Raw genomic sequence first — 24,905 nt, 5'->3', positions numbered from 1 at the left:
GACCACCCCTTTTGCTGGAAAACCGCCTTGATGGGGAAAAGATGGCCCGGATTGTGCAGCGCACAGATACGCGAAATCGCGCATACTGCACCGCAAAAGCGCGACGTAGATTTTTCGGAACCGGATCAGGACGCGCAAAGCGTGACGATGGAGATCAAAGTGGCCGGGCGGCAGCGGATAGACCGCGTCAGGCGCCAATATAATCAATGGGTTGCCAACCAGACCCTTGAGGACTACGCGCTTCGCTTCACAGCCAAGAGCGCGCGCCGGTGGTCGGCCGCGCGGGTGGCAAACACCGCGCTGGGCGCGATCTCGTTTCTGGCGCTGGAAGCCATCGGCGGCACGATCACGCTGAACTACGGGGTTACCAATGCCACCGCCGCCATTCTGGTGGTCAGTGCCATCATTTTCTGCTGCGGACTGCCGATTGCCTATTACGCCGCCAGGTATGGTGTCGACATCGATCTGCTCACCCGCGGTGCCGGGTTCGGCTATATCGGCTCCACGATCACGTCGCTGATCTACGCGTCCTTCACCTTCATCTTTTTCGCCATTGAGGCCGTCATTCTTGCGATGGCGCTGGAACTCTGTTTCGGCATCCCCCGCCCGATCGGCTATCTCATCAGCGCGGTCGTGATCATCCCGCTGGTCACCCACGGCATTACGCTGATCAGCCGCTTCCAGTTGTGGACCCAGCCGTTCTGGATTCTACTCCACATTCTCCCCTTCGCGGCCATCGCCATCAAAAGCCCCGGCTCGTTCGCGGAGTGGACCGCGTTTCCGGGCGAGCACGGCGATCCGTCTGGACATCTCGACCTGCTGCTGTTCGGAACCGCGGCGTCAGTGGTGTTCGCGCTGGTGGCGCAGATCGGCGAACAGGTCGACTTCCTGCGGTTCCTTCCGCGCGACCGGCGGACCTCGAAGCGTGCATGGTGGATCGCAATGGTCAGCGCCGGCCCCGGCTGGATCGTGCCCGGCGCAATCAAGATGCTGGCCGGATCGTTCCTCGCCTTCTTCGCGCTCAAGCACGGCGTGATTGCGGAATACGCCGCCGAACCCGCGCACATGTATCTCGAGGCATTCCGTTACGTGCTCGCGCAGCCCGATCTCGCACTGGCGTTGACCGGCACGTTCGTTATCCTGTCGCAGCTCAAGATCAACGTCACCAACGCCTATGCCGGCTCGATCGCGTGGTCGAATTTCTTCTCGCGGCTGACGCACAGCCACCCCGGCCGCGTGGTATGGCTGGTGTTCAACGTGCTGGTCGCGCTGCTGCTGATGGAAATCGGCGTCTACAAGGCGCTGGAGCAGACGCTGGCGCTCTACTCGAACGTCGCCATCGCATGGGTTGGCGCGCTGGTCGCCGATCTCATCGTCAACAAGCCGCTCGGCCTGCGTCCGCCCACCATGGAGTTCAAGCGCGCGCATCTCTACGACATCAATCCGGTCGGCGTCGGCGCGATGACCATCGCGACCATCGTCTCGATCAGCGCGTTCTACGGCTTCTTCGGAACGACGGCGAAGGCGCTCGCACCCTTCGTGGCGCTGACCGTGGCGTTCCTGACCGCGCCGGTGATCGCATGGGCAACCGGTGGAAAATACTATATCGCGCGCAAGCCCAAGAAGAGCTGGCAGAACCTCCAATCGATCAAGTGCTGCATCTGTGAACATGCGTTCGAGCCGGAAGACATGGCCTCCTGCCCGGCCTATGCCGGTCCGATCTGCTCGCTGTGCTGCTCGCTCGATGCCCGCTGCCACGATCTCTGCAAGCCGCACGCGCGGGTGCAGGCGCAGTTCTCCGAAACCCTTGGCAAGATGCTTCCGCAATTCATCTACGCACGGATCAACTCGCAGCTCGGGCATTATCTCGGCGTGTTCGTGCTGTCAGCGGGTCTGGTCGGCCTGACGCTCGCCCTGATTTACCTCCAGACCTCCACCGCGATTCGATTCGATCAGATCCAGCTCTCCGACGTGCTGTGGAAAGTCTTCTTCGCGCTCTCGATCATCATCGGTGTGGTGGCGTGGCTGTTCGTGCTGGCACGGCAAAGCCGCCAGGCCGCCGAGGCCGAAACCAGGCGGCAGACCACGCTGCTGATGCAGGAAATCGACGCCCACCGGCAGACCGACATGGAATTGCAGCGCGCCAAGGAAGTCGCCGAATCCGCCAACCTCGCCAAGAGCCGCTACGTGGTTGGTTTGAGCCACGAACTGCGCTCTCCGCTCAACGCCATCAGTGGCTACGCGCAATTGCTCGAACAGGATGCGACCATTCAGCCGAAACCGCGCGATCAGATCCGCGTCGTTCGCCGCAGCGCCGATCACCTGTCAGGACTGATCGACGGCCTGCTCGACATTTCCAAGATCGAGGCCGGCCGGCTGCATCTGTCGCGTGACGAAGTGCGGCTGCACGCCTTCCTCGACCAGCTTGTCGGCATGTTCCGCTTGCAGGCCGCGGCGAAGAACGTGGAGTTCGTGTTTCAGCGGCCGGAGACCCTGCCCCCCGTCGTCTATGCCGACGAGAAGCGGCTGCGGCAAATTCTGATCAACCTCTTGTCGAACGCCATCAAGTTCACCCAGAGCGGCAGCGTTCATTTCATTGTGCATTACCGCAGCCCCGTCGCCGAGTTCGAGGTGCGCGACACCGGCCCCGGCATTCGTGCCGACGATCTTGAGCGCATCTTCGCGCCGTTCGAGCGTGGCGCGCTCGGCATCTCGCAGCCGCAGACCGGAACGGGCCTCGGCCTCACCATCAGCAAACTGCTTGCAGGCGTGATGGGCGGCGATATCCGTGTGACCAGCACAGTCGGCAAAGGAAGTACATTTCAGGTCAAGATGCTGCTGTCCGAGGTCACCAATCCCACCCGCATCAAGGCGATCAACGCGCCGATCTATGGCTATCACGGCCCGCGCAAGACCATTCTCATCACCGATGACGATCCAACCCACCGCGATCTCCTGCGCGAGGTCCTCGCCCCGCTCGGCTTCATCATCCTGAGCGCGCCGGACGGCGCAACGTGTCTCAATCTCGCGCAGCATTGTCAGCCAGACATGTTCCTGCTCGACATCTCGATGGGCGAGACCGACGGCTGGTCTGTCGCGGAAAGTCTCCGCACTGCCGGGCATCACAACGCCCGCATTCTGATGATTTCGGCAAGCGCACTCGAAGCCCACGGTGCGCCGCTGGCGCAGCCGTTCCACGACGGCTATTTGATGAAGCCGATCGACGTCCCGCGCTTGCTGGAATTGATTGGCCAGTTGCTCAAGATCGAATGGTCATACGAGCCCGGTCCGGTTCAGACGAGCGAAGCTGAAGCTGCCACCTGGAACGCGAGCGACGATCCCGGCCCGCCGGTGCAATATGTCAACGAGTTGATCGATCTCGGACAAATCGGTTACGTCACAGCCATTCATCTCAAGCTCGACCAGATCGACAAGGACCATCCGGAGCACGCTGCCTTCGTGTCGCAGATGCGTTCACTGGTCGAACGCTTCGATCTCGGGCAATACATGGCAACCCTTCAGAATGTGCAGCGCCATGATCATTGAAGCCAGATCCCGCGACACAGTGCTTATCGTCGACGATTCGCCGGAAACCCTGCGGATGCTGACCGATGCGCTCGACGGCGCCGGCATGACCGTAATGGTCGCGCTCGATGGCGCATCCGCGCTACGCATCGGCGAACAGATCGTGCCGGATATCATCCTGCTCGATGCCGTGATGCCGGGGATGGACGGATTCGAGACCTGCCGCCGCCTGAAGCGCGAGGCCAAGCTCGCCGGGGTGCCGGTCATCTTCATGACGGGTCTTGCCGAAAGCGAGCACATCGTGCGGGGGCTTGAGGCCGGTGGCGTCGACTACGTGACCAAGCCGATTGTGATTGTCGAGATGCTGGCCCGGATCAAGGTTCATCTCGCCAATGCCCGGCTCACCCAAAGCGCGCGCGCCGCGCTGGATGTCTCAGGGCGCTACCTGTTTGCGGTCGATCATCGCGGACGAATCATCTGGGCGACCCCGCAGGCGGAAAAGCTGGCGCGCGCACGAGGCACAGATGAGAAGTTCGAACTGCCGGAGCCGTGGCTCGACTGGCTCGGCCAGATGCACCGGGGAATGGCGGAATCGAAATCGCCGCCCGCGCTCTCGTTCCGTGACGAGAAACTCCGCCTGCAATACATGGGGCGGCTTGGTGCGAACGAGTTCCTGCTTCGGCTGGCGCGGGATAGCGGTTCGGATTCCCCGGCGGAATTCAGCAAGGAGCTGGGACTGACCAGCCGCGAGGGAGAAGTGCTGTCCTGGCTGAGCAAGGGCAAGACCAACCGCGACATCGCGCAGATCCTGGGACTCAGCCCGCGCACCGTCGACAAGCATCTTGAACAGATTTACGCAAAGCTCGGCGTGGAAAACCGGACAGCCGCCGCGGCGGTCGCGAGCAACGCGAGCCGCCAGCGCATGTAAGTATTATTGTGAACGTGATCCTGTCCGAAAACCGGTTCCCGCTTTTCGGGATCACGCTTTAGCGTTCAGCGAACGCCTTCTCGACAACGAAATCGGCCGGCTCGCCGTGGTTGCCTTCAACGAAGCCGCGATCTTCGAGCAGCTTCTTGGTGTCGAGCAGAAGCGCCGGGCTTCCGCACATCATCACGCGATCCTTCGCCGCGTCGAGTTGCGGCAGCGAAATGTCTTCGAACAGCTTGCCCGACGTAATGAGGTCGGTGATGCGGCCGCGGTTGCGGAACGGATCACGCGTCACGGTCGGATAATAGATGAGCTGGTTGCGCACCAGGTCGCCGATCATCTCATCCTGCGGAAGTTTCTCGGTGATCAGTTCGCCGTAAGCCAGTTCCCTGACATGGCGGCAGCCATGCAGCAGCACGACCTTCTCGAAACGCTCGTAGGTCTCGGGGTCCTTGATGACGCTGAGGAACGGCGCGAGGCCGGTGCCGGTGCCGATCAGATAGAGATTGCGGCCGGCAGTCAGGTTGTCGATCACCAGCGTGCCGGTCGCCTTGCGGCTGACAATGATCTGGTCACCTTCCTTGAGGTGCTGAAGGCGCGAGGTCAGCGGGCCGTCAGCCACCTTGATCGAGAAGAATTCGAGGTTCTCTTCGTAGTTCGCGCTCGCGACGCTGTAGGCGCGCAGCAGCGGCTTCTCGTTCACCTTCAATCCGATCATGGTGAACTCGCCGTTCCGGAAACGGAATGAGGAATCACGCGTGGTCGTGAAGCTGAAAAGGTTGTCGGTCCAGTGATGGACGCTGAGAACCGTTTCCTGATTGAAGTTGCTCATAACCGGACCCATGCTCTTGCAATCGGTGAGCGCACAATCGCCGGACTTGCGGGCGATCACGCCTCACGCAGAACTTCTCGCCAATGAATTTTGCTGGATGGCCTGCCTCGCAGGCGAAGATGGCGGCAACATTCACGACGCCGGTGAAATAGCCGAATTTCCGTTTTTGGTCAATTACATACCGCGCCTGCGTCATGCCCCGAAGGCAGACCGGCGTTGCATTCTAAGATCATGTTCCACAGGAGAAATTTCCTCCCGTGCAGAGCCCGCCGGGAGGAAATTTACACTCAATCTAAACGCCCCGATAACCACGGCCGGGCAAGCACACGGCCGCGAAAACCGGCCTTACTTCTTCACCATCGGGCAATTCCCCTCGCTCATCGGCCGGAATGCGTCCTTCGCCGGGATCGTCTCCACCAGCTTGTAGAAATCCCACGGCGCCTTGGATTCGGCCGGCGTCTTCACCTGGAACAGGTACATGTTGTGGATGTGACGGCCGTCCTCGCGGATCGTGCCTTCGCCGAACAACGCATCCTTCGACGGCATCTCCTTCATCTTGGCGACGACCTTTTGCCCGTCCGTCGTGTTCGCCGCGGCGGCGGCGCGAAGATAATGCAGCGTGCCGGCATAGACGCCTGCCTGAATGGCGGTCGGGCGCCGTCCGCCGCCCACGATCGCGGTGAAGCGGTCGGAGAACTTGCGCGTGCCTTCGTTGGTGTCCCAATAGAACCCTTCCGTAAGGTAGAGACCTTTCGCGCCCTGCAAACCGATGGCATTGACGTCAGTCACCTGCATCAGCATCGCCGCAAGCTCCTGCCCGCCGGCCTGAATGCCGAACTCGGACGCCTGCTTCACGGAGTTGACGGTGTCACCGACCGCATTCGCAAGCGCGACGATCTTGGCCTTGCTGGCCTGCGCCTGCAAAAGGAACGACGAGAAGTCCGACGCGCCGGGCGGATGCCGCACGCTCCCCAGGATCTTTCCGTTTTCTGCCTTCACGACATCGGACGCGTCTTTCTCAAGCGAATGCCCGAACGCATAGTCCGCCGTCACGAAAAACCACGTGTCCTTCTTCGCCTTCAACAGGGCCAATGCGGTGCCGTGCGCCAGTGCCCAGGTGTCATAGGTCCAGTGGACGGTGTTGGGCGAACACCTTTCTCCGGTCAGCAATGATGAGCCGGGGCCCGACGCGATGAACGCGGTTTTCGATCCGCGCGTGGCCTCCTGTACGGCCAGCGCCACCGACGAGAACGGCACGTCGAGGATTGCATCGATCTTGTCGATGTCCATCCAGCGGCGCGCCAGCGCTCCGCCGATGTCCGCCTTGTTCTGGTGATCCGCCTGAACGAGTTCGACCTTGATGTCCGGCTTCTCGGCCTTGAAGTCCTCGATCGCAAGACGCGCGGCGGCAACCGAACCCGCGCCTGTGGAATCGGTGGCGATGCCGGTGAGATCGGTCAACACGCCGAGCTTGATCGTATTGTTGACGATCTGCGCGTTCGCCGGAGTCGCAAACGCCAACAGCATCGCAGCGCCCGCCAGAAGAGCCGATCTTGATCTAAGCAACATTGTTATCCTCCCGTTTATATTTTTATGAATTGTCCGGCGCTGCCGCCGGAATGGTTAGCCGCGAATCGTCTCCAGAATATTTTGCGCGACATCGATACGCACCGTCGCCCGTTCGACCAGCGCTTTCGCAACAGCCTCGACTTCGTCGCCGACGGCCCCGGCCATGATCGCGATGTTCTGCGCATGAAGCGCCATGTGACCTGACTGAATGCCCACCGTGGCAAGCGCCTTCAACGCGGAGAAATTCTGCGCCAGACCCACCGCCGCGATGATGCGCGCCAGCCGCTCCGCCGTGGTGACGCCGAGAATCTTCAGGCATGCCTGCGCAGTGGGGTGAATTTTGGTCGCGCCGCCGATCAGGCCGACCGCGAGCGGCAATTCGATCGAGCCTGAGAGATCGCCGTCCTTGTTGATCTCGTAGCGCGTCAGGCTGGTGTAGCGTCCGCCCCGCGCGGCATAGGCATGTGCGCCGGCTTCCACTGCGCGGGTGTCGTTGCCAGTCGCGAGAATGACGGCGCTGATTCCGTTCATGATGCCTTTGTTATGCGTGGCTGCGCGATACGGATCAGCTTCGGCGAACTGATACGCGCTGATGATGCCGTCGCGCACACTTTCCCCGCCGATGTCGCCGAGCTTCCACACCGCATGCGCGCGCGCCAGCCGCCGGTCGGCGAGATTGGAGAGAATGCGCAGGAACACCCGCCCGCCGCTCCATGTGGCGACATGCGGCGCGATTTTCTCCGCCATTGTATTGACGGCGTTGGCGCCCATCGCATCGCGCGTATCGACAACCAGATGCGTAATGACCATCGGCCCGCCGAGTGTATCGAGAATGCGCACCTCGACATCGCGGAAGCCGCCGCCGAGCTTGACCAGCAGCGGATCGCAGGCATCGCAGATCGCCTTGATCTCGTCGCGCTTCTCCAGAAGCCGAAGCCGCGCGGCATAAGGATCCGGCACGTCGACGGCCTGCACCTGCGCGATCATCAGCGTGCCGGACACCGATGTCATGAAGCCTGCGTCGTAGGTCTGCCGTGCGGCGTTGCAGACGGCGGCAACCACCGACGACTCTTCCGTCGCCATCGGGATCAGCACGTCCTCGCCATCGACCTTCACATTGGTCGCGATGCCGATCGGCACATTCATCGTGGCGACGACATTCTCGATCATCTTGTCCGCGAGTTGCGGCGACAGGTTGCCCATGTCGGCAAGATGAGCCGTGGCCGCGGCATCGAGGCCCGCAAACGACGCCACCAGATCGAGCCGTTCCTGCGGCGACTTGCGGTGAAATCCGGCGATCCGCGAGCTGCGGTTCGCCCCGTGCTTGGCAGAAATCATTCTTCAGCGTCTCCCGAACCGAGGTCCTCTTGAGGGGGATTTTCGGCTGCGGAAACTGTATGGTGATGGGGGTACACCACAAGGAACGCTTTGCACTATTTCAGGAAGGTCCGTACCATTCATAAGATGGGTACAGTTTCCAGTTCCGATGGCGGCCCCGCGCGGTCGCGCATTGAAACCATTGTCGATGCGATCAACGCGCGGATCGAACGCGGCGCGATCCGGCCCGGCGAACGGTTGCCGTCGATCCGCGGCGCGTCTGAATTGTTCGGAGCATCAAAGAATACCATCGTCGATGCGTATGAGCGGCTGGTCGCGTCGGGCCAGATCGAGAGCAAGCCCGGCTCGGGCTTTTACGTCTCGCTGCACCGTCCCAAGCGCATGGAGACCACCGAACCCGCGAAGGTCGAAGCCGTCGACAGCGTCTGGCTGCTGCGCGAGCAATTGGAGAAGCGTTACGAGGTCCGGGTCGGCGACGGACGACCACCCGCGGCCTGGATGGAAGGTTCGGAAGTCGGTCCTTATCTGCGGCCGGTCAGCCGGCCCGGACAACGCAATCTTCCGGAAAGTTATGGCAGCCCTTACGGCCTGCTGCCATTGCGCCAGCGCATCGCCGGCCTTCTCGCCGAGCGATCGATCGGCGCGGAGCCGACACAGGTACTTTTGACTCAAGGCGCGAACGACGCCCTCGACATGATCGTGCGCCAGTATGTCGAGCCTGGCGATCCCGTGCTTGTCGACAATCCGGGATACTATCCGCTGTTCGGCAAATTGCGGCTGGCCAAGGCGCGGCTGATCGGCGTGCGGCGAACCGTGGATGGGCCGGACCCGGACGACCTTGCCACCAAGGCCGCCAGCACCGGCGCGCGGATGTTCTTCACGCAATCGCTCGCGCACAACCCGACCGGCTGCTCGATCACGCTGCCGGTCGCCTATCGTCTGCTGCGCACCGCCACAGAGCACAATCTGCGGATCGTCGATTCCGATCCGTTCGCCGACGTGTTGCCGAACAACAGTCCCCGCCTCGCCGCGCTCGATCAGCTCGACCGCGTCATCTATGTCGGCACCTTCGCCAAGACCCTCTCCGCCAGTCTGCGGTCGGGATATATCGCCGCTGACGCCGAGACCGTCGCACGGCTCGCCGATCTCAAGATGATCACGCGCGCCAACAGCTCGGGTTATATCGAACAGATCATCTACGACCTGATCACGAGCGGGCGTTATCGCGGACACCTCAAGCGGTTGAGCGGCCGCATCGAAGCCGCCACCCACCAGGCGAACGACAGCCTGTCGCGGCTCGGCCTGCCGGTGTTCGGCCAGCCGCGCGGCGGATTCTACATGTGGTGCGAATTGCCGGCGCACATCGACGACAAGCAGTTGTCGCGCGTTGCCGCCGAACGCAGCATTTTGCTGGCGCCCGCCTCCGCTTTCAATCCGGACGCCGCGCCGGCCCGCCCCGCGATGCGCGTCAATATCGCGCATGTCGGCAATCCACGATTTGAAAGCTTCATGGCCGAGCATCGCAATCCATAACAACGGCTGATCGACGGATCGCCGAACGGACGTGCAAAAATCAGACAGGCCGCGATGAATTCATGAGCATCGCGCGATTTCGGCATCGCAACATCGATCGCATGGCAACACCGTATCCTGCCGCGCGAGCTTTCGAATTCTGTTTCAAACAACCCCACGCTGCAATCATCTGATCTTTGCTTGACTCGAACTTGTCCGGCCAGCAGTCTGTCGCCGCAAATAAAAAGCATCGAACACGAATTCGGATGCAACTGGGAGAAACGCATGAAGTCATTTCTCAACCTGCTCGCGACAGCGAGTATTCTCAGTGCCGGCGCCATTCTCACTCCGGCCTTGGCCCAGCAGAGTCCCATCAAAATCGGTATTCCAACCTCGGTCCAGCTTCAGGTCGGGCGTGATACGCAGAACGCAGCGAAGATGGCTGTGGAAGAAATCAACGCCAAGGGCGGTATCCTTGGCCGCAAACTCGAAATCGTCGTCGCCGACGAAACCGAAAACCCCGAACAGGGCATCGCCGCGATCAAGAAACTCACCGCCGACGACAAGGTCGACGTGCTGATCGGCGGCTATACCAGCGGCGTCACGCTCGCCCAGTTGCCGCACATTTCCAATGCAAAGACGATCTATCTCGGGATCGGCGCTGCGTCTCCCGCCATCACCGCGAAGGTGAAAGCCGATTACGACAACTACAAGTACATCTTCCGCTCTTTTCCCATTCATGCCGGTCATCAGGCCAGAGCGCTGGTGGACTTCATCAGTGGCAAGCTGAAGGGCGAGATGGGGCTCACGAAAATCGCCATCGTCGGCGAAAACGCGAAATGGGTGCAGGATCTCGTTCCGATCCTGAAGAAGGGCGCCATCGCCGGCGGCACCGAAGTGCCGTTATCCGAATTCTTCGATACCTCGACCTCGGACTTCTCGCCGCTGTTCGCCAAGGTCAAGGCCAGCGGCGCCCAGTACCTGATCGTGATCCTGTCCCACGCATCGTCGGATATCTTCGTCAAGCAGTGGCATGACGCGCAGGTGCCGATTCCGATCGGCGGCATCGACGTGAAGAGCCAGGACGCTGACTTCTTTACCCGCGTAAGCGGCAAGGCGCTTGGCGAGACCGTCGCCCTGCTCGCAACCCGCGCCCCGCTGACACCGAAGACGATTCCGTTCTGGGACGGGTTCATCAAACGCTTCGGAACCGCGCCCGTCTATACCGGGGTCGGCGCCTATGACGCGGTTTACGTCTACGCCGAAGCCGTACAGCGCGCCAACTCGCTCGACACCGACAAGGTCATCAAGGAACTCGAGAAGACCGATTATGTCGGCATCGCGGGCAAGGTGCAGTTCGACGAGGTGCATGACGTCAAGGCCGGCCCCGGCCTCCAGGGCGTTCTGTTCGCGCAATGGCAGAAGGACGGCGCACGCATCGTCGTCTGGCCGAAGGCATCCGAAACGGGAAAGATGATCCCGCCGCCCTGGATGAACTAACTGCGCTTGACGTCGTGAGAACAGCGGCCGGTAACGACCTTACCGGCCGCGGTCACCGGAGGCTCCGCCTTCATCTTACGCTCAAGAACAGCAGGCGGTTATGCTCCAGATTCTGATCTATGGCGCGGTTTCCAGCGCGATCTATGCGATGCTCGCGGTGGGTTTCACGCTCATCTTCGGCGTTGCCCGCATCCTCAATCTTGCTCACGGCTCGTTTTACGCGCTTGGCGCGTATGCGGCTTACGTGCTGACATCGCTCCTTAACTTTCCGCTATTCATCGCAGCGCCATTGGCCGTGCTGATTGTCGCAGGCTTCGGCGTGCTGATGGAACGGTTCCTGGTGCGGCCTCTGCGCTCGTCGCAACTCGCCGTGCTGATGATCACGCTGGCGGTATCGCTCGCCGTCGAACAGGCCCTGTTCATCATCTTTGGCTCCGAGTACCGCAACGTGCCTTCCTTCGTTGCGGACAAGCTATCGATCGGTGGTGTCGATATCGGCGGCCAGCGGCTGCTCGCGCTGGTCGCGAGCGTGCTGGTGCTGCTGCTGCTGTGGCTGTTCATTCAGCGCACGCGGCTCGGCGCGGCGATTCTCGCGGTATCGCAGGATCCGGAGGCCGCGCAGTACATGGGCATTCCGACCAATCGCATCTTCTCGATTGTCATGGCGATCTCGGCGGGCACCGCGGCACTGGCTGGCGTGCTGGTCTCGCCGTTTCTCACCGTGCAGCCGACCATGGGCCTGCTGCCGATGGTGAAAGCATTCGCCATCGTCATCGTCGGCGGATTGGGCTCGATCCCCGGCAGCATCATCGCCTCGCTGATCCTCGGTTATTCGGAGACCATCGTGGCCTATCTGATTTCGACATCCTGGACCGAACTGGTTTCGCTGGTCGCAGTCGTCATCACCCTCATGATCAGACCGTCCGGAATTCTCGGACGGCGGGCGGCGTTCTGACATGCGGCAGATTTCACTGATCGATATCGCCGGCGGCATCGTTGTCGTCGCCATCCTGGCGCTGGCCCCCGTGTTCGCGGCCAGCAACTACCTCACGGGCGTGCTGACCGTCTGCGTCATCTACGGCATCTGGGCCTCGAGCTGGGACTTCATGTCGGGCCTGACGGGCCGCGAGAATTTCGGCCACTCGCTCTTTATCGGCGCTGGCGCCTACACCGCGGGCTTCCTGGCGACAATCTGGTTCACGAACCCGTGGTACAGCCTGCCGGCGGCGGTCGTCATCGCGGTCGCATTCAGCCTGATCGTCGGCTTTCCGACATTGCGCCTGCGCGGACCTTATTTTGCGCTGGCGATGCTGTCGGCCTCCGCGATCCTGCAACGCCTGTGCCTGATCTTCTGGGAACAGACCGGCGGCGAGGAAGGCCTTTACGGTCTCGAACCGCTGATGCGCAATCCGCTGCACTATTACTGGCTCGTGCTGGCGGTCCTTGTGATCACCGTGATCGTGCTGGTGCTTCTGGCGCAATCGCACTGGGGTCTGCTGCTGCGCGCCATTCGCGGCGACGAGGCCACCTGCCAGGCGGCGGGCATCAACGTGACGTTCTACAAGATCGCGTCGCTCGCCATCAGCGCGGCCTTCGCCGGCCTCGGCGGCGCGCTTTATGCACATTACCAGCTTCAGGTCTCCCCGCCTCTGTTCTCGGTGGTGGTCTCCATCACCGTCATCATCATGTGCTACGTCGGCGGCATCGGCTCGATCTACGGCGCGGCGATCGCCGCCATCCTGCTCACACTGCTCACCGAGATGCTGCGCGGCTTCGGCGAATACCGGCTGTGGATCTACACCCTCACACTGATGCTGATCCTGTTCTTCCTGCCGAACGGCATGATCGCGCCACTCTGGCGCCGGATGACGGAGCGCTTCCGATGACCGCGCTGCTCGAAGTCAACGACGTCACCAAGCGCTTCGGCGGCCTGACCGCCGTGAAAAACGCGACCTTCACGCTGAAAAAAGGCGAACTGACCGGCATCCTCGGTCCGAACGGCGCCGGCAAGACCACGCTGTTCAATCTGCTGACCGGCTTCATGCAACCCACATCGGGCAGCGTGGTGTTCAACAGCGAGCCGTTGAAGAACCTCGCGCCCTACAAGGTCGTCAACCGGGGCATGGCCCGCACCTTCCAGCTCACCCGCCCATTCGTCGGCATGAACCTGCTGGAGAATGTTCTCGTCGCCTGCATGTCGCCCCGCGCGCATCAGGACCATGACAAGGAAGAGCGCGCGCGCCATCTGCTCGAACAGGTCGGTCTCGGCGGACGCGGCTCCGAGCCGGTGGAAACCCTGCCTTACGGCGACCTGCGGCGGCTGGAAATCGCCCGCGCGCTGGCGACGCGGCCGGATCTGCTGCTGCTCGACGAGCCGTTCGCCGGTCTCGGCTCCAGCGAGATCGAGCCGCTGGCGCAGCTCATCAAGCGCCTGCACCGCGAGGAAAACCTGACCATCCTCCTGATCGAACACAAGCTGCGCGAATTCATGGCGCTGGTGTCACGCGTCATCGCGATGAACTTCGGCGAGATCATCGCCGTCGGACCACCCGAGGAAATCGTGAAAAATCCGAAAGTCATCGAGGCGTATATCGGCAAGACGGAGGATGCATATGCCTCTGCTTGAAGTCTCCGACCTGCGCGTCAGTTACGGCAAGGCGCTCGCCATCGAGTCCGTGTCGATCAAGGTCGAGAAGGGCGAACTGGTCGGCGTGCTGGGTCCCAACGGCGCCGGCAAGACCACCCTGCTGAAAGCGATCTCGCGCTCCATCGGCTCGCAAGGCACGCTGAAGTTCAAGGATCAGCCGCTGGACGGCGTCGCGCCCTACGATGTGGTGGCGCGCGGTATCTGCCATTGCCCCGAAGGCCGCAAACTGTTCTCGGAACTGTCCGTGCTGAAGAACCTTCAGCTCGGCGCTTATCTTCGCAGCAACAAGGCCGAGATCAACGCCGACCTCGAACGCGTTTTCACGCTGTTTCCGGTGCTGCGCGAACGGCAGTGGCAGCAATCCAGCACGCTCTCCGGCGGCGAGCAGCAGATGGTCGCCATCGGCCGCGCGCTGATGGGGCGGCCGGAATTGCTGCTGCTCGATGAGCCGTCGGTCGGCATCGCGCCGCGGCTGAAAGGCCTGATCTTCGATTCGATCCAGCAGATCCGGAAAGACGGCACCGCGATCCTGATCGTCGAACAGGACGCAACCTCCACACTCAAGATCACCGACCGCGTCTATGTTCTCGAACACGGACGCACCATCCGCGAGGGCACGGCGAAAGAGATCGCGAGCGACAAGTACATCCAGCAGGTTTATCTGGGCGTGTGAGGATAGCCCACACCGCAGAATTCTCATCCAGTTTCATACAACGAGCGCGATGCGCTCCCTCTCCCCGCAGGCGGGGAGAGGGTTGGGGTGAGGGGCGCTAGATGTCAAACGTGAATTCTGCCCCTCACCCGACCGTTTCGCGGTCGACCTCTCCCCGTAAACGGGGAGAGGTGAAAAAGCTTACTTCTTGTCCAGCGCGCCTTCGGCCTTCAGTACTTCGTGCGCGGCCTTGAAGGCCTCAAGGCCCGCCGGAATGCCGCTATAGACCGTGGCGTGCAGCAGGACTTCCTTGATCTCATCCACGGTGACGCCGTTGGTCAGCGCGCCTTTGACATGGAGCTTGATCTCGTTTGGCGCCTTCAGCGCTGTCAGCATGGCGAGGTTCAGCATGCTGCGGGTCTTGCGGTCGAGGCCGGGCCGGGTCCAGGCATAGCCCCAGCACCATTCCGTGGTGATGTCCTGGAACGCCATCATGAAGTCGTCGGCCTTGGCGATGCTGCCGTCGACGTAGTCCTTGCCCAGAACGTCGCGCCGGACGGCCAGGCCTTTTTTGAATTGTTCGCTTTCACCGCTCATGACGCTCTCCCGACGTTTGATCCTGCGATAGGCCACAGCCTACCAGCCTTCTCTCATGGCGGCATTCTCCCGGCACGGCAACCCGCGCCGCAACACGGCCCTCGTCTGCGATTGCATAGGCGTATTCGCAAACTGCACCTGCTCCCAGACGCTAAATTGCGGTTCATGGAGGGATGAATCGCGATCCGCTCTCCGGGCCTGCCCGATGAAGCCCATCAGAACGGGCATGAAGCCGGTACATATCGCCCTCAATGTGCTGGCGCTGTGTTTCGCGCTGTCGGTGCTCGGACGCGGGCTCGGCGAAAGTTTCACCGTCTTCCTGCTGCCTATCTCCCAAAGCTTCGGCTGGGACCGGGCGGAGGTCATCTCGATCTATTCGCTGGCCGCGCTGGCGGGCGGTCTTGCCGCCCCCGTGATCGGCCGGATCTTCGACCGTTCCGGTCCCCGCATGGTCTATTCGCTGGGGCTTGTCCTGCTGGGCGGAGCCTTTCTCTCCGCAGCCTTCGCGCGGCAGCTCTGGCAGTTTCAGCTCACGCTCGGCCTGTGCGCCGGCTTCGGAATCGCCTGCATCGGCAACGTGCCGAACTCGATCTTGCTGGGACGATGGTTCGGCCCGAAACTGCCCGCCGCCATGTCGGTGGTTTATTCCGCCGCCGGCGCGGGCGTGCTGATCCTGCTGCCGCTGTCGCAGGTCCTGATCGACCGCGTCGGCTGGCGCGGCGCGTATCAGATCTTCGGCGGCACCGCGCTGGTCCTGCTGTTCCCGTTGTTGCTGCTGCCGTGGAGACTGTTCGCGTCAGGATCGGCCACGCTGGCGAAGAGCGCGGCAACCGACTTCATCGATGAAGGCTGGACGCTGGTCAGCGCCATGCGCCATCACGCCTTCTGGGCACTGTTCTCGACATTCTTCTTCACCGCGGTCGGCATGTTCGCGCTGTCGGCACAGATCGTCGCCTATCTGGTCGATGCCGGATTCCCGCCGTTGCAGGCCGCGACCGCGTGGGGATTCAGCGGCGTGGTGCTGCTGTTCGGGATGCTCGGCGTCACCTGGCTCGACGGCGTGATCGGCCGCCGCCGCTCGGTGCTGTTCAGCTACGCCATGTCGATCATCGGCATTGGCCTGCTCTGGCTGCTGAAATCATATCCCAATGTCTGGCTGCTCACCGCGTTCGTCGTGACATTCGGCAGCATGATCGGCTCGCGCGGCCCCCTCATCACCGCCACCGCGATGAAGATCTTTCGAGGTGAGCGGGTCGGCACCATTTACGGAACCATCACCATCGGCAGCGGGCTCGGATCGGCGTTCGGCTCATGGGCCGGCGGCCTGATCCACGACATGACCGGAAACTACAACGCGCTGCTGCTGTTCGCCCTCATCAGCGTGATCCTCGGCATGATTCCATTTCTCGTGGTGCCTGCGCTGCGGCAGTAAACAAGCGGGTTGCGCCGAAGCCTTGCAGTTGCGATCATCGCGAAAACAAACGCGGAGACGACCTCATGAGCGCACCTGCCGATGCACCGGACTGGCGCAAGCTGACGCAGGAACAGCTCGATCTCGGTTTCAACAACACGCTTCATGTGCCCGAGACCGCGTCCATCATCGCCGAATGGGATTGCCTCTCCGCACAGATGCGGGCCCGGCATCCGCAATCCCTCGATCTTCCCTACGGGCCTCGCGAGCGCAACCGGATCGATTTCCTGAAAACGAAGGACGGCGGGCCGACGCTGGTCTTCATTCATGGCGGCTACTGGCAGACCCGCGCGAAGGAAACATTTGCCTTTTGTGCCGCAGGCCCGATGGCCCACGGCATCAACGTCGCCCTGATCGGCTACACGCTCGCGCCCGACGTCATGCTCGGTCAGATCGTGGACGAGGTGCGCAGCGGCATCGATACTCTTGTGGCAGAGCTTCCCGCGCTCGGCGGCGACCCTAACAGGATGATCGTGTCAGGCTGGTCGGCGGGCGGACATCTGTCATCGATGTCGCTCAGTCATCCGCACATCAAGGCCGGGCTCCTCATCAGCGGCATCTACGATCTGGAGCCGATCAGCCACAGCTATCTGAATGCCAAACTCAGTCTCGATGACGCCACGATCCAGCGCAACTCGCCGCTGCGCAATCCCGGCGGCGTGAACAAGCCGCTCGTTATCGTGGCGGGCAGCGGCGAATTGCCGTTGCTGCGCAAGCAGTCCGCCGACTTCGCCGCGCATCGCGCGACATATGGACTGCCGGTGATTTACGAGGAAATCCCGAAGGCGAACCATTTCACCATGATGGATGAACTGGCTTCACCATCGGGCCGGCTGACGACGCTGATGCGGCAGTTATTCGCGCAAACATCCAGCTAGGTTGCCGTCACCCTGAGGTGCCGTAGCGAAGCGAAGGCCTCGAAGGGCGACGGCGTCCATTGCCCATCATCCTTCGAGGCGCGCAAGAGCGCGCACCTCAGGATGACGACGGAAATCCGCAGAGCGTTCACGCCACCATCGGCATCCGCTGCTCGATGATGCGCGAGAACAGGCTCGCGCCGACAGGCAGAATGCCGTCATCCAGAATGAACCCTGGATTGTGCAGCGGCACCGATCCCTCATGGCCCAGCCAGAAGTAGGCGCCCGGCACCGCCAGCAGCATGTCGGCGAAATCCTCGCTGCCCATTTTCGGCGTGGGCGTGGTCAGCACATTGTTGCTGCCGACAACATCCCGCGCCACGTCCGCCACGAAATGCGCCTGCTCCTCGTGATTGATCAGCACCGAGAAGATGTCGCGGATCTCGACCTTGATCTCGACCTGGAATGCCGTCGCCATGCCGGCAGCAAGGGTGCGCATCCGGTCGCGGATATGTTCGCGGACCTTCTCGGAAAAGGTGCGCACAGTGCCGGCCAGCGTCGCCTCGCCGGGAATGACGTTGTACGCCGAACCTGCATGAATCTGCGTGATCGACAGCACGGCGGATTTGAGCGGATCGACGTTGCGGCTGACGATGGTCTGCAACGCCTGCCCCAGCGTCATCGCGATCACCACCGGATCGCGCGACATTTCCGGCATCGCGCCGTGGCTGCCGTAGCCGGTGATGGTGATATCGAAGAAATCCGCGCAGGCCATGCTCGGCCCCGGAAAGATCGCAACCTGACCCGGATTAAGCTGCGGCGCGTTATGCAGCCCGTAAACCTCATCCAGTGGAAACTTCTCGAACAGGCCGTCCTTGATCATCGCGCGGGCGCCGCCCAGCCCTTCCTCGGCGGGCTGGAAAATGAAAGCCACGGTGCCGTCGAAGTTGCGCGTCTCGGCGAGATAGCGCGCCGTGCCGAGCAGAATGGTGGTGTGGCCGTCGTGACCGCAGCCATGGAAGCGATCGGGAATGGTCGAACGCCAGCCCAAATTGGTCTTCTCTTCCATCGGCAGCGCATCCATGTCGGCGCGCAGGCCGATCCGTTTCTTGCCGTTGCCCTTGCCTTTCAGGAGGCCGACGACGCCGGTGCCGCCGAGGCCGCGATGCACTTCGATGCCCCAACCTGCGAGCTTCTCCGCGACGATGCCGGAGGTGCGATGTTCCTCGAAACCGATTTCGGGATGGGCATGAAGATCGCGGCGGATGGCAATGAGTTCGTCGGTATAGCTTTCGATCAGCTCGATATTGGACATGCGGCGTCATCCCGTTTCGTATGAGGGTTTATGACAAAGCCTGAGCGCGCGGGCTCATCCTGGCAAATCATTGCAGGCCGGCCAAGAGACCCGCGATCAGGCGCCCGCGTTCGGCCAGGCTGTCGACTTCGATATGCTCGTTCAGCGTGTGGTAATCCGCGCCGCGTACCCCGAGACCATCAAGTGTCGGCAGGCCCATCGCGCCGGTGAAGTTTCCGTCGGAACCGCCGCCCGAACTGCCCTGAATCAGATCGAGGCCGATTTTCGCGCCCACCGCGCGCGCCTGTTCATACAGTGCCATGGTACCGGCATCGGACTCCCAGACCGGCCGCGTCACGCCGCGCGTGACCTTGAATGTGACATCGTTCGCCGTGCCGTTCAGCGCCAGCATCCGCTCGACGCCGCGGTCAAGATCGGCCTGGCGTTTCGCCATGCTGAGCGCTTCACCGCGGCAACTCGAGGCGACGCAATTGACCCACTGCCCGCCATGCACGACGCCGACGCTGAAGGTGCAGTCGTCGCCGGTCATGCCGTCGATGGCGATGATCTGCCGCGCCATCTCGCGGATCGCGGAACGGCCCGCTGCGAGCGTCGCGCCCGCGTGGCTCGGCTTGCCGGCCGCTTCCAGATTGAACCGCGCAATCGCATAGCGTCCGGTGATGACGCCCGCATTCTTGAACGCCGGCTCCGGCACCAGCACGTATTTGTTTCGGGCGGCTTCCGCCTCGATGATATCGCGCGTGCTCGGCGTTCCGACTTCCTCGTCGGGCGTGAACAGAACCGTCACAGGCAGCGGCGTCGTGACCGACGCCATGGCGAGTTGCCGGATGGCTTCGAGCGAGGCGTAGTTGCCGCCCTTCATGTCAAGAATGCCGGGGCCGTAGCATTTGCTCCCCTCACGCCGCCACGGAAGTTTTTCCAGCGTCCCGATCGGGTGAACCGTGTCCATGTGCCCGGCGATCAGGATGCCCGGCTGTCCCTGCTTCGGGTGAGGAAACCGGGCGCGGATGCAGCCGCCAAACCCCTGCCGTCCGGCGATATATTCAATCGTTGCACCACTGAGCGCCATGTCACGCGCGGCGAGTTCAAGCATGCGGTTGACCGCGGCAGCGTCCCAGGTCGGGCTTTCGCATTCGACCCACGGACGCAGGCCCGTCAGCATGGTTTCGGTATCGAACGGCAATGAGGCGGGATCGATCAAGGCGTGTCCTCTCGTTTGGCTTGTTTTACGGCAGGAACTGGCGCCCCGCTCGCCCTGATCGTTGCAGAAACAGTGGCCGATTCACAATGCAAACTTGACGGGCCTGCTGCGAGCTTCGCGATGTTGCAGGCCGAAACGGGATTGCGTAAGCAGGCCGTCCATCAAGTCAGGGATTTGCGATGTTGATTTGCGGTGCAGCACGGGGGCGCATGTGACGCAATCGGTCATTGCGATGCAGCCTTCCAATACGAAAGCCGCTGGCTGGATGGCCGGCTGGCTGGCCCTGATGCTGGTGCTGCTGGTCGCCGGGCGCGAAGCCACCCGTGAGCTCAACGTGTTTCAGATCATGGAAATGCGTTCGGTCATCGGCCTCTTGATGCTTTATCCGCTGATCCATGCCAGCGGCGGTCTCGCGCGCATGAAGACCTCGCGGCCGCTCACGCATATCGTCCGCAACATCGTCCACTACGCCGCGCAGTATGGCTGGTTTCTAGCGCTGACGCTGATCCCGCTGGCGCAGGTGGTCGCGATCGAGTTCACCATGCCGATCTGGACCGCGCTGCTTGCCGTGAGCTTCATCGGCGAGCGCCTGAACGTCTGGAAAGTTCTGGCGATTGTGCTGGGACTAATCGGCGTCATCGTCATCGTGCAGCCTGGCGCCGCGCAGATCAGTCCGGGCCAGTTGATCATGGTGCTGGCGGCGATGGGTTTCGGCGCCGCTATCGTCATGGTGAAATCCCTCACCCGCACCGATACGGTCCTCGTGATCATCTTCTGGATGCTGGTGATCCAGTCGGCGATCGGACTGGTCCCGGCGATCTACACCTGGCACTCGCCATCGGCTCACGTCTGGCCGTGGATTCTGGTGATCGCGTTCTGCGGCACGTATTCGCACTACTGCTTCGCGCAGGCGATGCGCTATGCCGACGCGACCGTGGTCGTGCCGATGGATTTTCTCCGCGTGCCGCTCTCGGCGGCGCTCGGCTGGCTGCTCTATTCCGAGCGGCTCGACGCCGCGACCGTCATCGGCGCCGCGCTGATCCTCACTGGCAACCTGCTCAACCTGAAGCGATCGTAGATCGATCAGATCACGGCGATAAACGCACGTCGTCATTGTTTGGGTTGTGAATTCAACCTTAAGAGCGAGACATCACGCCGCGCTTTTCTTGTCCACCGAGAGCACGCCGCGCCGGATCTGGTCTTCTTCAATCGATTCGAACAGCGCCTTGAAGTTGCCTTCGCCAAAGCCATCGTCGCCCTTGCGCTGGATGAACTCGAAGAAGATCGGACCGATCGCGTTGGCCGAGAAGATCTGCAACAGCACCTTGGTGTGGCCGCCATCGACCACACCCTCGCCGTCGATCAATATGCCGTTCTTCCGAAGCCGCGCGACATCCTCGCCGTGCTTTGGCAGGCGCGTATCGATCTTCTCGAAATAGGTATCCGGCGGCGGCGGCATGAACGGCAGGCCGTCGGCGCGCAGCTTCTCGATGGTGCGATAGATGTCCTTCACGCCGCAGGCGATGTGCTGAATGCCCTCGCCGCGATAGATGTTGAGATATTCCTCGATCTGGCCGGAATCGCCCGCATCCTCATTGATCGGAATCCGGATCTTGCCGTCAGGACTTGTGAGCGCGCGCGAGAACAGACCAGAGGCCCTGCCCTCGATGTCGAAGAAGCGGATCTGACGGAAGTTGAACAGTTTCTCATAGAATCCGGTCCACACATCCATGCGGCCGCGATGCACGTTGTGGGTCAGGTGGTCGATGTAAAACAGCCCGGCGCCGTCGGGGTGAGTGTCCTTCAGCCCGAGCCAGCCGAACTCGGCGTCGTAAGCCGAACCCTTCGCGCCATAGCGGTCGACAAAATAAAGCAGGCTGCCGCCGATGCCCTTGATCGCCGGAACATCCAGTGTCTTCTGCGCTGACGTTATATCGGCCGGCTCCGCGCCGAGCGACAGCGCACGCTCATAGGCGCGCTTGGCATCCACCACGCGAAACGCCATCGACGGCGCGCACGGACCATGCGCGGCAACGAAATCATAGCCATGCGTGCCGGGCTGCTCGTTGACCAGATAGTTCACGTCGCCCTGACGATAGACTGTGATCGCCTTGGTCTTGTGACGAGCGACCGCCGTGAACCCCATCAGCCGGAACAGCGCGTGCAGCTTTTCCGGTTCGGGATGGGCGTATTCGACGAACTCGAAACCGTCGGTGCCCATGGGGTTCTGCTCGGAAATGACGGCGGCCGGTGCATCGTGCGGAAACGGACCCATGGCGATCTCCTCTTGCCAGTCTTCGCTGGCGATTCCTTCTGATCTGGAAGGGATCATGAGCGGCTTTTGATGCAACATGCGTGCAAAATGAGGCACATTCTGCTAATATCATGCACAGATTGTGCATTCAGGAAGGTATTGGCGCATGACTTCACTGGACGGTTTCGACCTCAAAATCCTCGCCGCGCTTCAGGACGACGGCCGCCTGACCAACCAGCAGCTCGCCGACCTGGCTGGTCTGTCGGCGTCGCAATGCTCACGCCGCCGCACCCGGCTGGAAGACGAGAAGGTGATCGCCGGTTATCACGCCGACCTCGCCAGCGAAGCGCTGGGTTTCAACGTGCTGGCGTTCATCCAGATCACGCTGGCCACGCACTCCCCTAACAACGCCAAGCGGTTCCGCGACCTGATGCGCCGCGTCGATGAAATCCAGGAGGCCTATTCGCTCACCGGCGATGCGGATTATCTGCTGAAAGTCGTGCTGAGCGATCTCAAGAGCCTGTCCGACATCGTCAACAACGTGCTGATGCCACACGAAAGTGTGGCGCATGTGCGCTCGTCCATCGTGCTCGACCGGCTCAAGACCACGCGGAAGCTGCCGCTGAAGAAGATACCGAGTTGATCGCACGATCTCTCATCTCGTCATGGCCGGGCTTGTCCCGGCCATCCACGCCTCGCTGAGACATCCAAAACGCGGATGCCCGGGACAAGCCCGGGCATGACGGCCGATAAATCTGAAAAACAAGTTCGACTTTTACAGCGCCGGCAATATCGTTCCTTCGACCTCACCGAATCCGATGCGATAGCCGTCGCCCTGACACCAGCCGCGCATGGTCAGCGAGTCGCCGTCTTCGAGGAACGACCGCTGCACGCCATTGCCGAGATCGAGCGGCTCGGCGCCGCCCCAGCTCAGCTCCAGCATGCTGCCGCGCTCGCTTTTCTCAGGCCCGCTGATGGTGCCGGAGCCGAGCAGATCGCCAGCATTCATCGCGCAACCCGATGAGGCATGATGCACAAGCTGCTGCACCGACGACCAGTACATGTATTTGAAGTTGGTGCGGCAGATGCCGGCCGGCTTGTTCATCGTCTCGGTCTTCAGATCCACAGCGAGCTGCAAATCGTAGTTGTTCGCACCCTTCTGCCGCAGATACGGCAGCGGAACCGGGTCCTGCGCCGGTCCCGTCACGCGGAACGGCTCCAGCGCCTCGCGTGTCACGATCCACGGGCTGATCGAGGTGCCGAACGCTTTCGCCTGAAACGGCCCGAGCGGCACATACTCCCAGGCCTGGATATCGCGCGCGCTCCAGTCGTTCAGCAGCGTAAAGCCGAAGATCATCTCCTCGGCCTGCTGCTCGGTCAGCATCTCGCCCATGGCCGAGGCCTGACCGATCACAACGCCCATCTCCAGTTCGAAATCCAGCCGCTTGCAGGGACCGAACACCGGCGCATCCGCTGTCGGCGGCTTCAGCTGTCCGCGCGGGCGGCGGATCGGCGTGCCGCTGACAACGACCGTCGATGCACGGCCATTGTAGCCGATAGGAATCGACAGCCAGTTCGGTTGCAGGGCATTGTCCTTGCCGCGGAACATGATGCCGACATTCGTCGCGTGCTCTTTCGACGAATAGAAATCGGTGAAGCCCTGCACCGCGATCGGCATATGCATGTCGGCAAAGTTGCGCGGCACCAGCGCGCGCTTGCACAGATCCGCGTTGTCGCGCAGTTCGGGATTGTCATGCCGCAGCAGTTCGCTGATCCGCGCGCGCGTCTTGCGCCACACCTTCGGGCCAAGCGCCATGAAGGCGTTGAGCGAGGGACTTGCGAAAACACTCGCTGCGCCATCAACACGCAGCAATCCCGCCGCTTCCAGCACCGCCAGGTCGAGCACAAAATCGCCGATCGCGACACCGACCCGCAGGTCCGGCTGCTCCGGCGTGAAGAACACGCCATACGGTAAATTCTGGATCGGGAAATCCGACGCGGGATCGACCGCGACGAAGGAGCGGAGCTTGGGATCGTTCGGGTGCATCGTGTCCATCCGTTTCTCTTATTCCGCGTCGGGCTGGCGGCCCGGTTCGGCGGCGGCAAAGGCATCGAGGCTCATAGCGGCGGCATCGATCTCCACGATCCGCTTGTAGGGCGCGAGGTCGACACCAAAGCGCCGCGCATTGAAAACCTGCGGCACAAGGCAAATATCCGCCAGTGTCGGCACCTCGCCCAATGCGAACGGCCCCGGCAGATGCGCCAGCCGCGCCTCGACGGCATCGAATCCGGTCTCGATCCAGTGTTTCGACCATGCCGCGCGTGTCGCCTCATCGACGCCCATGTCGATCAGCCGGTTCAGCACGCGCAGATTACCGATGGGATGAATGTCGCTTGCGACAACCAGCGCGATCTCCCGCGCAATCGCCCTTCCCTTTGCATCCGGCGGCAGCAGCGGCGGCTGCGGATGCGTCTCGTCGAGATATTCGATGATCGCCAGCGACTGCGCCAGTTCAAGATCGTCATCGATCCAGTACGGCACAAGGCCAGCCGGATTGATCTTGCGATAGGCCGCTTGCGTCTGCTCGCCCTTGCGCAGATGGACGAAGCGATGATCCGCACTCAATCCTTTCAGATTGAGCGCGATGCGCACGCGATAGGCCGCGGTCGAGCGGAAGTAGCCGTAAAGAACAGCGTCAGTCATGCG

Annotated in this window: 21 protein-coding genes; 12 read left to right on the top strand and 9 right to left on the bottom strand. The window is 62.1% G+C overall.

The window, feature by feature from the left end:
• Positions 1 to 159: 159 nt before the first annotated feature.
• Both AC1Q6J_RS01925 and AC1Q6J_RS01920 read left to right on the top strand, forming a co-directional pair.
• Positions 160 to 3,546: a hybrid sensor histidine kinase/response regulator gene (locus tag AC1Q6J_RS01925; protein WP_492277727.1), complete on the top strand. Its 3,387-nt coding sequence runs from the start codon at positions 160 to 162 to the stop codon at positions 3,544 to 3,546.
• Complete coding sequence (locus AC1Q6J_RS01920; RefSeq protein WP_492277631.1) at positions 3,536 to 4,453, top strand: response regulator; 918 nt, start codon at positions 3,536 to 3,538, stop codon at positions 4,451 to 4,453. Before AC1Q6J_RS01925 ends, AC1Q6J_RS01920 begins: the two co-directional genes overlap by 11 nt.
• Before the next feature lie 58 nt (positions 4,454 to 4,511).
• Here AC1Q6J_RS01920 and AC1Q6J_RS01915 read toward each other — a convergent pair whose 3' ends face one another.
• The 3 genes from AC1Q6J_RS01915 to AC1Q6J_RS01905 all read right to left on the bottom strand — a co-directional run bounded on the left by AC1Q6J_RS01915 (position 4,512) and on the right by AC1Q6J_RS01905 (position 8,192).
• Positions 4,512 to 5,285, bottom strand: a complete 774-nt coding sequence (locus tag AC1Q6J_RS01915) for a ferredoxin--NADP reductase (protein ID WP_492277630.1) — start codon at positions 5,283 to 5,285, stop codon at positions 4,512 to 4,514.
• Between the two features lie 345 nt (positions 5,286 to 5,630).
• Complete coding sequence (locus AC1Q6J_RS01910; RefSeq protein WP_492277629.1) at positions 5,631 to 6,854, bottom strand: ABC transporter substrate-binding protein; 1,224 nt, start codon at positions 6,852 to 6,854, stop codon at positions 5,631 to 5,633.
• 54 nt (positions 6,855 to 6,908) lie between these two features.
• Positions 6,909 to 8,192 carry a hydroxymethylglutaryl-CoA reductase, degradative gene (locus AC1Q6J_RS01905; RefSeq protein ID WP_492277628.1) on the bottom strand — a complete coding sequence of 428 codons (1,284 nt, stop codon included), beginning with the start codon at positions 8,190 to 8,192 and terminating at the stop codon, positions 6,909 to 6,911.
• A gap of 126 nt (positions 8,193 to 8,318) precedes the next feature.
• Between AC1Q6J_RS01905 and AC1Q6J_RS01900 the strand changes: the two genes are divergently transcribed.
• The 6 genes from AC1Q6J_RS01900 to AC1Q6J_RS01875 all read left to right on the top strand — a co-directional run bounded on the left by AC1Q6J_RS01900 (position 8,319) and on the right by AC1Q6J_RS01875 (position 14,524).
• Positions 8,319 to 9,725 carry an aminotransferase-like domain-containing protein gene (locus tag AC1Q6J_RS01900; RefSeq protein WP_492277627.1) on the top strand — a complete coding sequence of 469 codons (1,407 nt, stop codon included), beginning with the start codon at positions 8,319 to 8,321 and terminating at the stop codon, positions 9,723 to 9,725.
• A 264-nt stretch (positions 9,726 to 9,989) separates the two neighbouring features.
• A complete protein-coding gene (locus AC1Q6J_RS01895) occupies positions 9,990 to 11,204 on the top strand; it encodes an ABC transporter substrate-binding protein (protein WP_492277626.1) in 1,215 nt (404 codons plus the stop codon).
• A gap of 100 nt (positions 11,205 to 11,304) precedes the next feature.
• A complete protein-coding gene (locus AC1Q6J_RS01890; protein WP_492277625.1) occupies positions 11,305 to 12,159 on the top strand; it encodes a branched-chain amino acid ABC transporter permease in 855 nt (284 codons plus the stop codon).
• A 1-nt stretch (position 12,160) separates the two neighbouring features.
• The gene (locus tag AC1Q6J_RS01885) at positions 12,161 to 13,090 is read left to right on the top strand and encodes a branched-chain amino acid ABC transporter permease (protein ID WP_492277624.1); all 930 of its coding nucleotides are present in this window, start codon (positions 12,161 to 12,163) and stop codon (positions 13,088 to 13,090) included.
• Complete coding sequence (locus AC1Q6J_RS01880; RefSeq protein ID WP_492277623.1) at positions 13,087 to 13,830, top strand: ABC transporter ATP-binding protein; 744 nt, start codon at positions 13,087 to 13,089, stop codon at positions 13,828 to 13,830. The genes AC1Q6J_RS01885 and AC1Q6J_RS01880 overlap by 4 nt, the downstream gene beginning before the upstream one ends.
• Complete coding sequence (locus AC1Q6J_RS01875) at positions 13,817 to 14,524, top strand: ABC transporter ATP-binding protein (protein ID WP_492277622.1); 708 nt, start codon at positions 13,817 to 13,819, stop codon at positions 14,522 to 14,524. The genes AC1Q6J_RS01880 and AC1Q6J_RS01875 overlap by 14 nt, the downstream gene beginning before the upstream one ends.
• A gap of 180 nt (positions 14,525 to 14,704) precedes the next feature.
• Here AC1Q6J_RS01875 and AC1Q6J_RS01870 read toward each other — a convergent pair whose 3' ends face one another.
• The gene (locus AC1Q6J_RS01870) at positions 14,705 to 15,100 is read right to left on the bottom strand and encodes a carboxymuconolactone decarboxylase family protein (RefSeq protein WP_492277621.1); all 396 of its coding nucleotides are present in this window, start codon (positions 15,098 to 15,100) and stop codon (positions 14,705 to 14,707) included.
• Positions 15,101 to 15,305: 205 nt separating this feature from the next.
• Here AC1Q6J_RS01870 and AC1Q6J_RS01865 point away from each other — a divergent pair, with 205 nt between their 5' ends.
• Both AC1Q6J_RS01865 and AC1Q6J_RS01860 read left to right on the top strand, forming a co-directional pair.
• Positions 15,306 to 16,532: an MFS transporter gene (locus AC1Q6J_RS01865; RefSeq protein WP_492277620.1), complete on the top strand. Its 1,227-nt coding sequence runs from the start codon at positions 15,306 to 15,308 to the stop codon at positions 16,530 to 16,532.
• Between the two features lie 65 nt (positions 16,533 to 16,597).
• Positions 16,598 to 17,449 (top strand): alpha/beta hydrolase, encoded by an 852-nt coding sequence (locus AC1Q6J_RS01860; RefSeq protein ID WP_492277619.1) that lies wholly within the window; start codon positions 16,598 to 16,600, stop codon positions 17,447 to 17,449.
• Between the two features lie 127 nt (positions 17,450 to 17,576).
• Here AC1Q6J_RS01860 and AC1Q6J_RS01855 read toward each other — a convergent pair whose 3' ends face one another.
• Together AC1Q6J_RS01855 and AC1Q6J_RS01850 are read right to left on the bottom strand one after the other, a co-directional pair.
• A complete protein-coding gene (locus tag AC1Q6J_RS01855) occupies positions 17,577 to 18,743 on the bottom strand; it encodes a M20 aminoacylase family protein (RefSeq protein WP_492277618.1) in 1,167 nt (388 codons plus the stop codon).
• A gap of 67 nt (positions 18,744 to 18,810) precedes the next feature.
• The gene (locus tag AC1Q6J_RS01850; protein WP_492277726.1) at positions 18,811 to 19,941 is read right to left on the bottom strand and encodes a M20/M25/M40 family metallo-hydrolase; all 1,131 of its coding nucleotides are present in this window, start codon (positions 19,939 to 19,941) and stop codon (positions 18,811 to 18,813) included.
• 214 nt (positions 19,942 to 20,155) lie between these two features.
• Between AC1Q6J_RS01850 and AC1Q6J_RS01845 the strand changes: the two genes are divergently transcribed.
• Positions 20,156 to 21,022, top strand: a complete 867-nt coding sequence (locus AC1Q6J_RS01845) for a DMT family transporter (protein WP_492277617.1) — start codon at positions 20,156 to 20,158, stop codon at positions 21,020 to 21,022.
• A 72-nt stretch (positions 21,023 to 21,094) separates the two neighbouring features.
• On the opposite strand, the gene hppD is transcribed toward AC1Q6J_RS01845, so the two are convergent.
• Complete coding sequence (gene hppD, locus AC1Q6J_RS01840) at positions 21,095 to 22,219, bottom strand: 4-hydroxyphenylpyruvate dioxygenase (RefSeq protein WP_492277616.1); 1,125 nt, start codon at positions 22,217 to 22,219, stop codon at positions 21,095 to 21,097.
• A 145-nt stretch (positions 22,220 to 22,364) separates the two neighbouring features.
• On the opposite strand from hppD, the gene AC1Q6J_RS01835 reads away from it, so the two are divergent.
• A complete protein-coding gene (locus tag AC1Q6J_RS01835; RefSeq protein ID WP_492277615.1) occupies positions 22,365 to 22,841 on the top strand; it encodes an Lrp/AsnC family transcriptional regulator in 477 nt (158 codons plus the stop codon).
• 132 nt (positions 22,842 to 22,973) lie between these two features.
• Here the strand turns inward: AC1Q6J_RS01835 and fahA are convergent, their stop codons facing one another.
• Both fahA and maiA read right to left on the bottom strand, forming a co-directional pair.
• A complete protein-coding gene (fahA, locus tag AC1Q6J_RS01830; protein ID WP_492277725.1) occupies positions 22,974 to 24,245 on the bottom strand; it encodes a fumarylacetoacetase in 1,272 nt (423 codons plus the stop codon).
• A gap of 18 nt (positions 24,246 to 24,263) precedes the next feature.
• The gene (gene maiA, locus AC1Q6J_RS01825; protein WP_492277614.1) at positions 24,264 to 24,902 is read right to left on the bottom strand and encodes a maleylacetoacetate isomerase; all 639 of its coding nucleotides are present in this window, start codon (positions 24,900 to 24,902) and stop codon (positions 24,264 to 24,266) included.
• Positions 24,903 to 24,905 lie beyond the last annotated feature (3 nt).

This window comes from Afipia sp. MLSD5-FHT05B12 (assembly GCF_058793355.1).
Note: the sequence above shows the minus strand (reverse complement) of the source record. Positions and strands in the feature narration are given on the sequence as shown.

Bases quoted from the DNA above. Each gene is read 5' to 3' on its own strand.
- AC1Q6J_RS01880 (WP_492277623.1), top strand. From the start codon at position 13,087: ATGACCGCGCTGCTCGAAGTCAACGACGTCACCAAGCGCTTCGGCGGC.
- maiA (WP_492277614.1), bottom strand. From the start codon at position 24,902: ATGACTGACGCTGTTCTTTACGGCTACTTCCGCTCGACCGCGGCCTAT.
- AC1Q6J_RS01895 (WP_492277626.1), top strand. From the start codon at position 9,990: ATGAAGTCATTTCTCAACCTGCTCGCGACAGCGAGTATTCTCAGTGCC.
- AC1Q6J_RS01910 (WP_492277629.1), bottom strand. From the start codon at position 6,854: ATGTTGCTTAGATCAAGATCGGCTCTTCTGGCGGGCGCTGCGATGCTG.
- AC1Q6J_RS01900 (WP_492277627.1), top strand. From the start codon at position 8,319: ATGGGTACAGTTTCCAGTTCCGATGGCGGCCCCGCGCGGTCGCGCATT.
- AC1Q6J_RS01890 (WP_492277625.1), top strand. From the start codon at position 11,305: ATGCTCCAGATTCTGATCTATGGCGCGGTTTCCAGCGCGATCTATGCG.
- hppD (WP_492277616.1), bottom strand. From the start codon at position 22,219: ATGGGTCCGTTTCCGCACGATGCACCGGCCGCCGTCATTTCCGAGCAG.
- fahA (WP_492277725.1), bottom strand. From the start codon at position 24,245: ATGCACCCGAACGATCCCAAGCTCCGCTCCTTCGTCGCGGTCGATCCC.
- AC1Q6J_RS01875 (WP_492277622.1), top strand. From the start codon at position 13,817: ATGCCTCTGCTTGAAGTCTCCGACCTGCGCGTCAGTTACGGCAAGGCG.
- AC1Q6J_RS01870 (WP_492277621.1), bottom strand. From the start codon at position 15,100: ATGAGCGGTGAAAGCGAACAATTCAAAAAAGGCCTGGCCGTCCGGCGC.
- AC1Q6J_RS01885 (WP_492277624.1), top strand. From the start codon at position 12,161: ATGCGGCAGATTTCACTGATCGATATCGCCGGCGGCATCGTTGTCGTC.
- AC1Q6J_RS01920 (WP_492277631.1), top strand. From the start codon at position 3,536: ATGATCATTGAAGCCAGATCCCGCGACACAGTGCTTATCGTCGACGAT.
- AC1Q6J_RS01915 (WP_492277630.1), bottom strand. From the start codon at position 5,285: ATGAGCAACTTCAATCAGGAAACGGTTCTCAGCGTCCATCACTGGACC.
- AC1Q6J_RS01860 (WP_492277619.1), top strand. From the start codon at position 16,598: ATGAGCGCACCTGCCGATGCACCGGACTGGCGCAAGCTGACGCAGGAA.
- AC1Q6J_RS01855 (WP_492277618.1), bottom strand. From the start codon at position 18,743: ATGTCCAATATCGAGCTGATCGAAAGCTATACCGACGAACTCATTGCC.
- AC1Q6J_RS01905 (WP_492277628.1), bottom strand. From the start codon at position 8,192: ATGATTTCTGCCAAGCACGGGGCGAACCGCAGCTCGCGGATCGCCGGA.
- AC1Q6J_RS01865 (WP_492277620.1), top strand. From the start codon at position 15,306: ATGAAGCCCATCAGAACGGGCATGAAGCCGGTACATATCGCCCTCAAT.
- AC1Q6J_RS01835 (WP_492277615.1), top strand. From the start codon at position 22,365: ATGACTTCACTGGACGGTTTCGACCTCAAAATCCTCGCCGCGCTTCAG.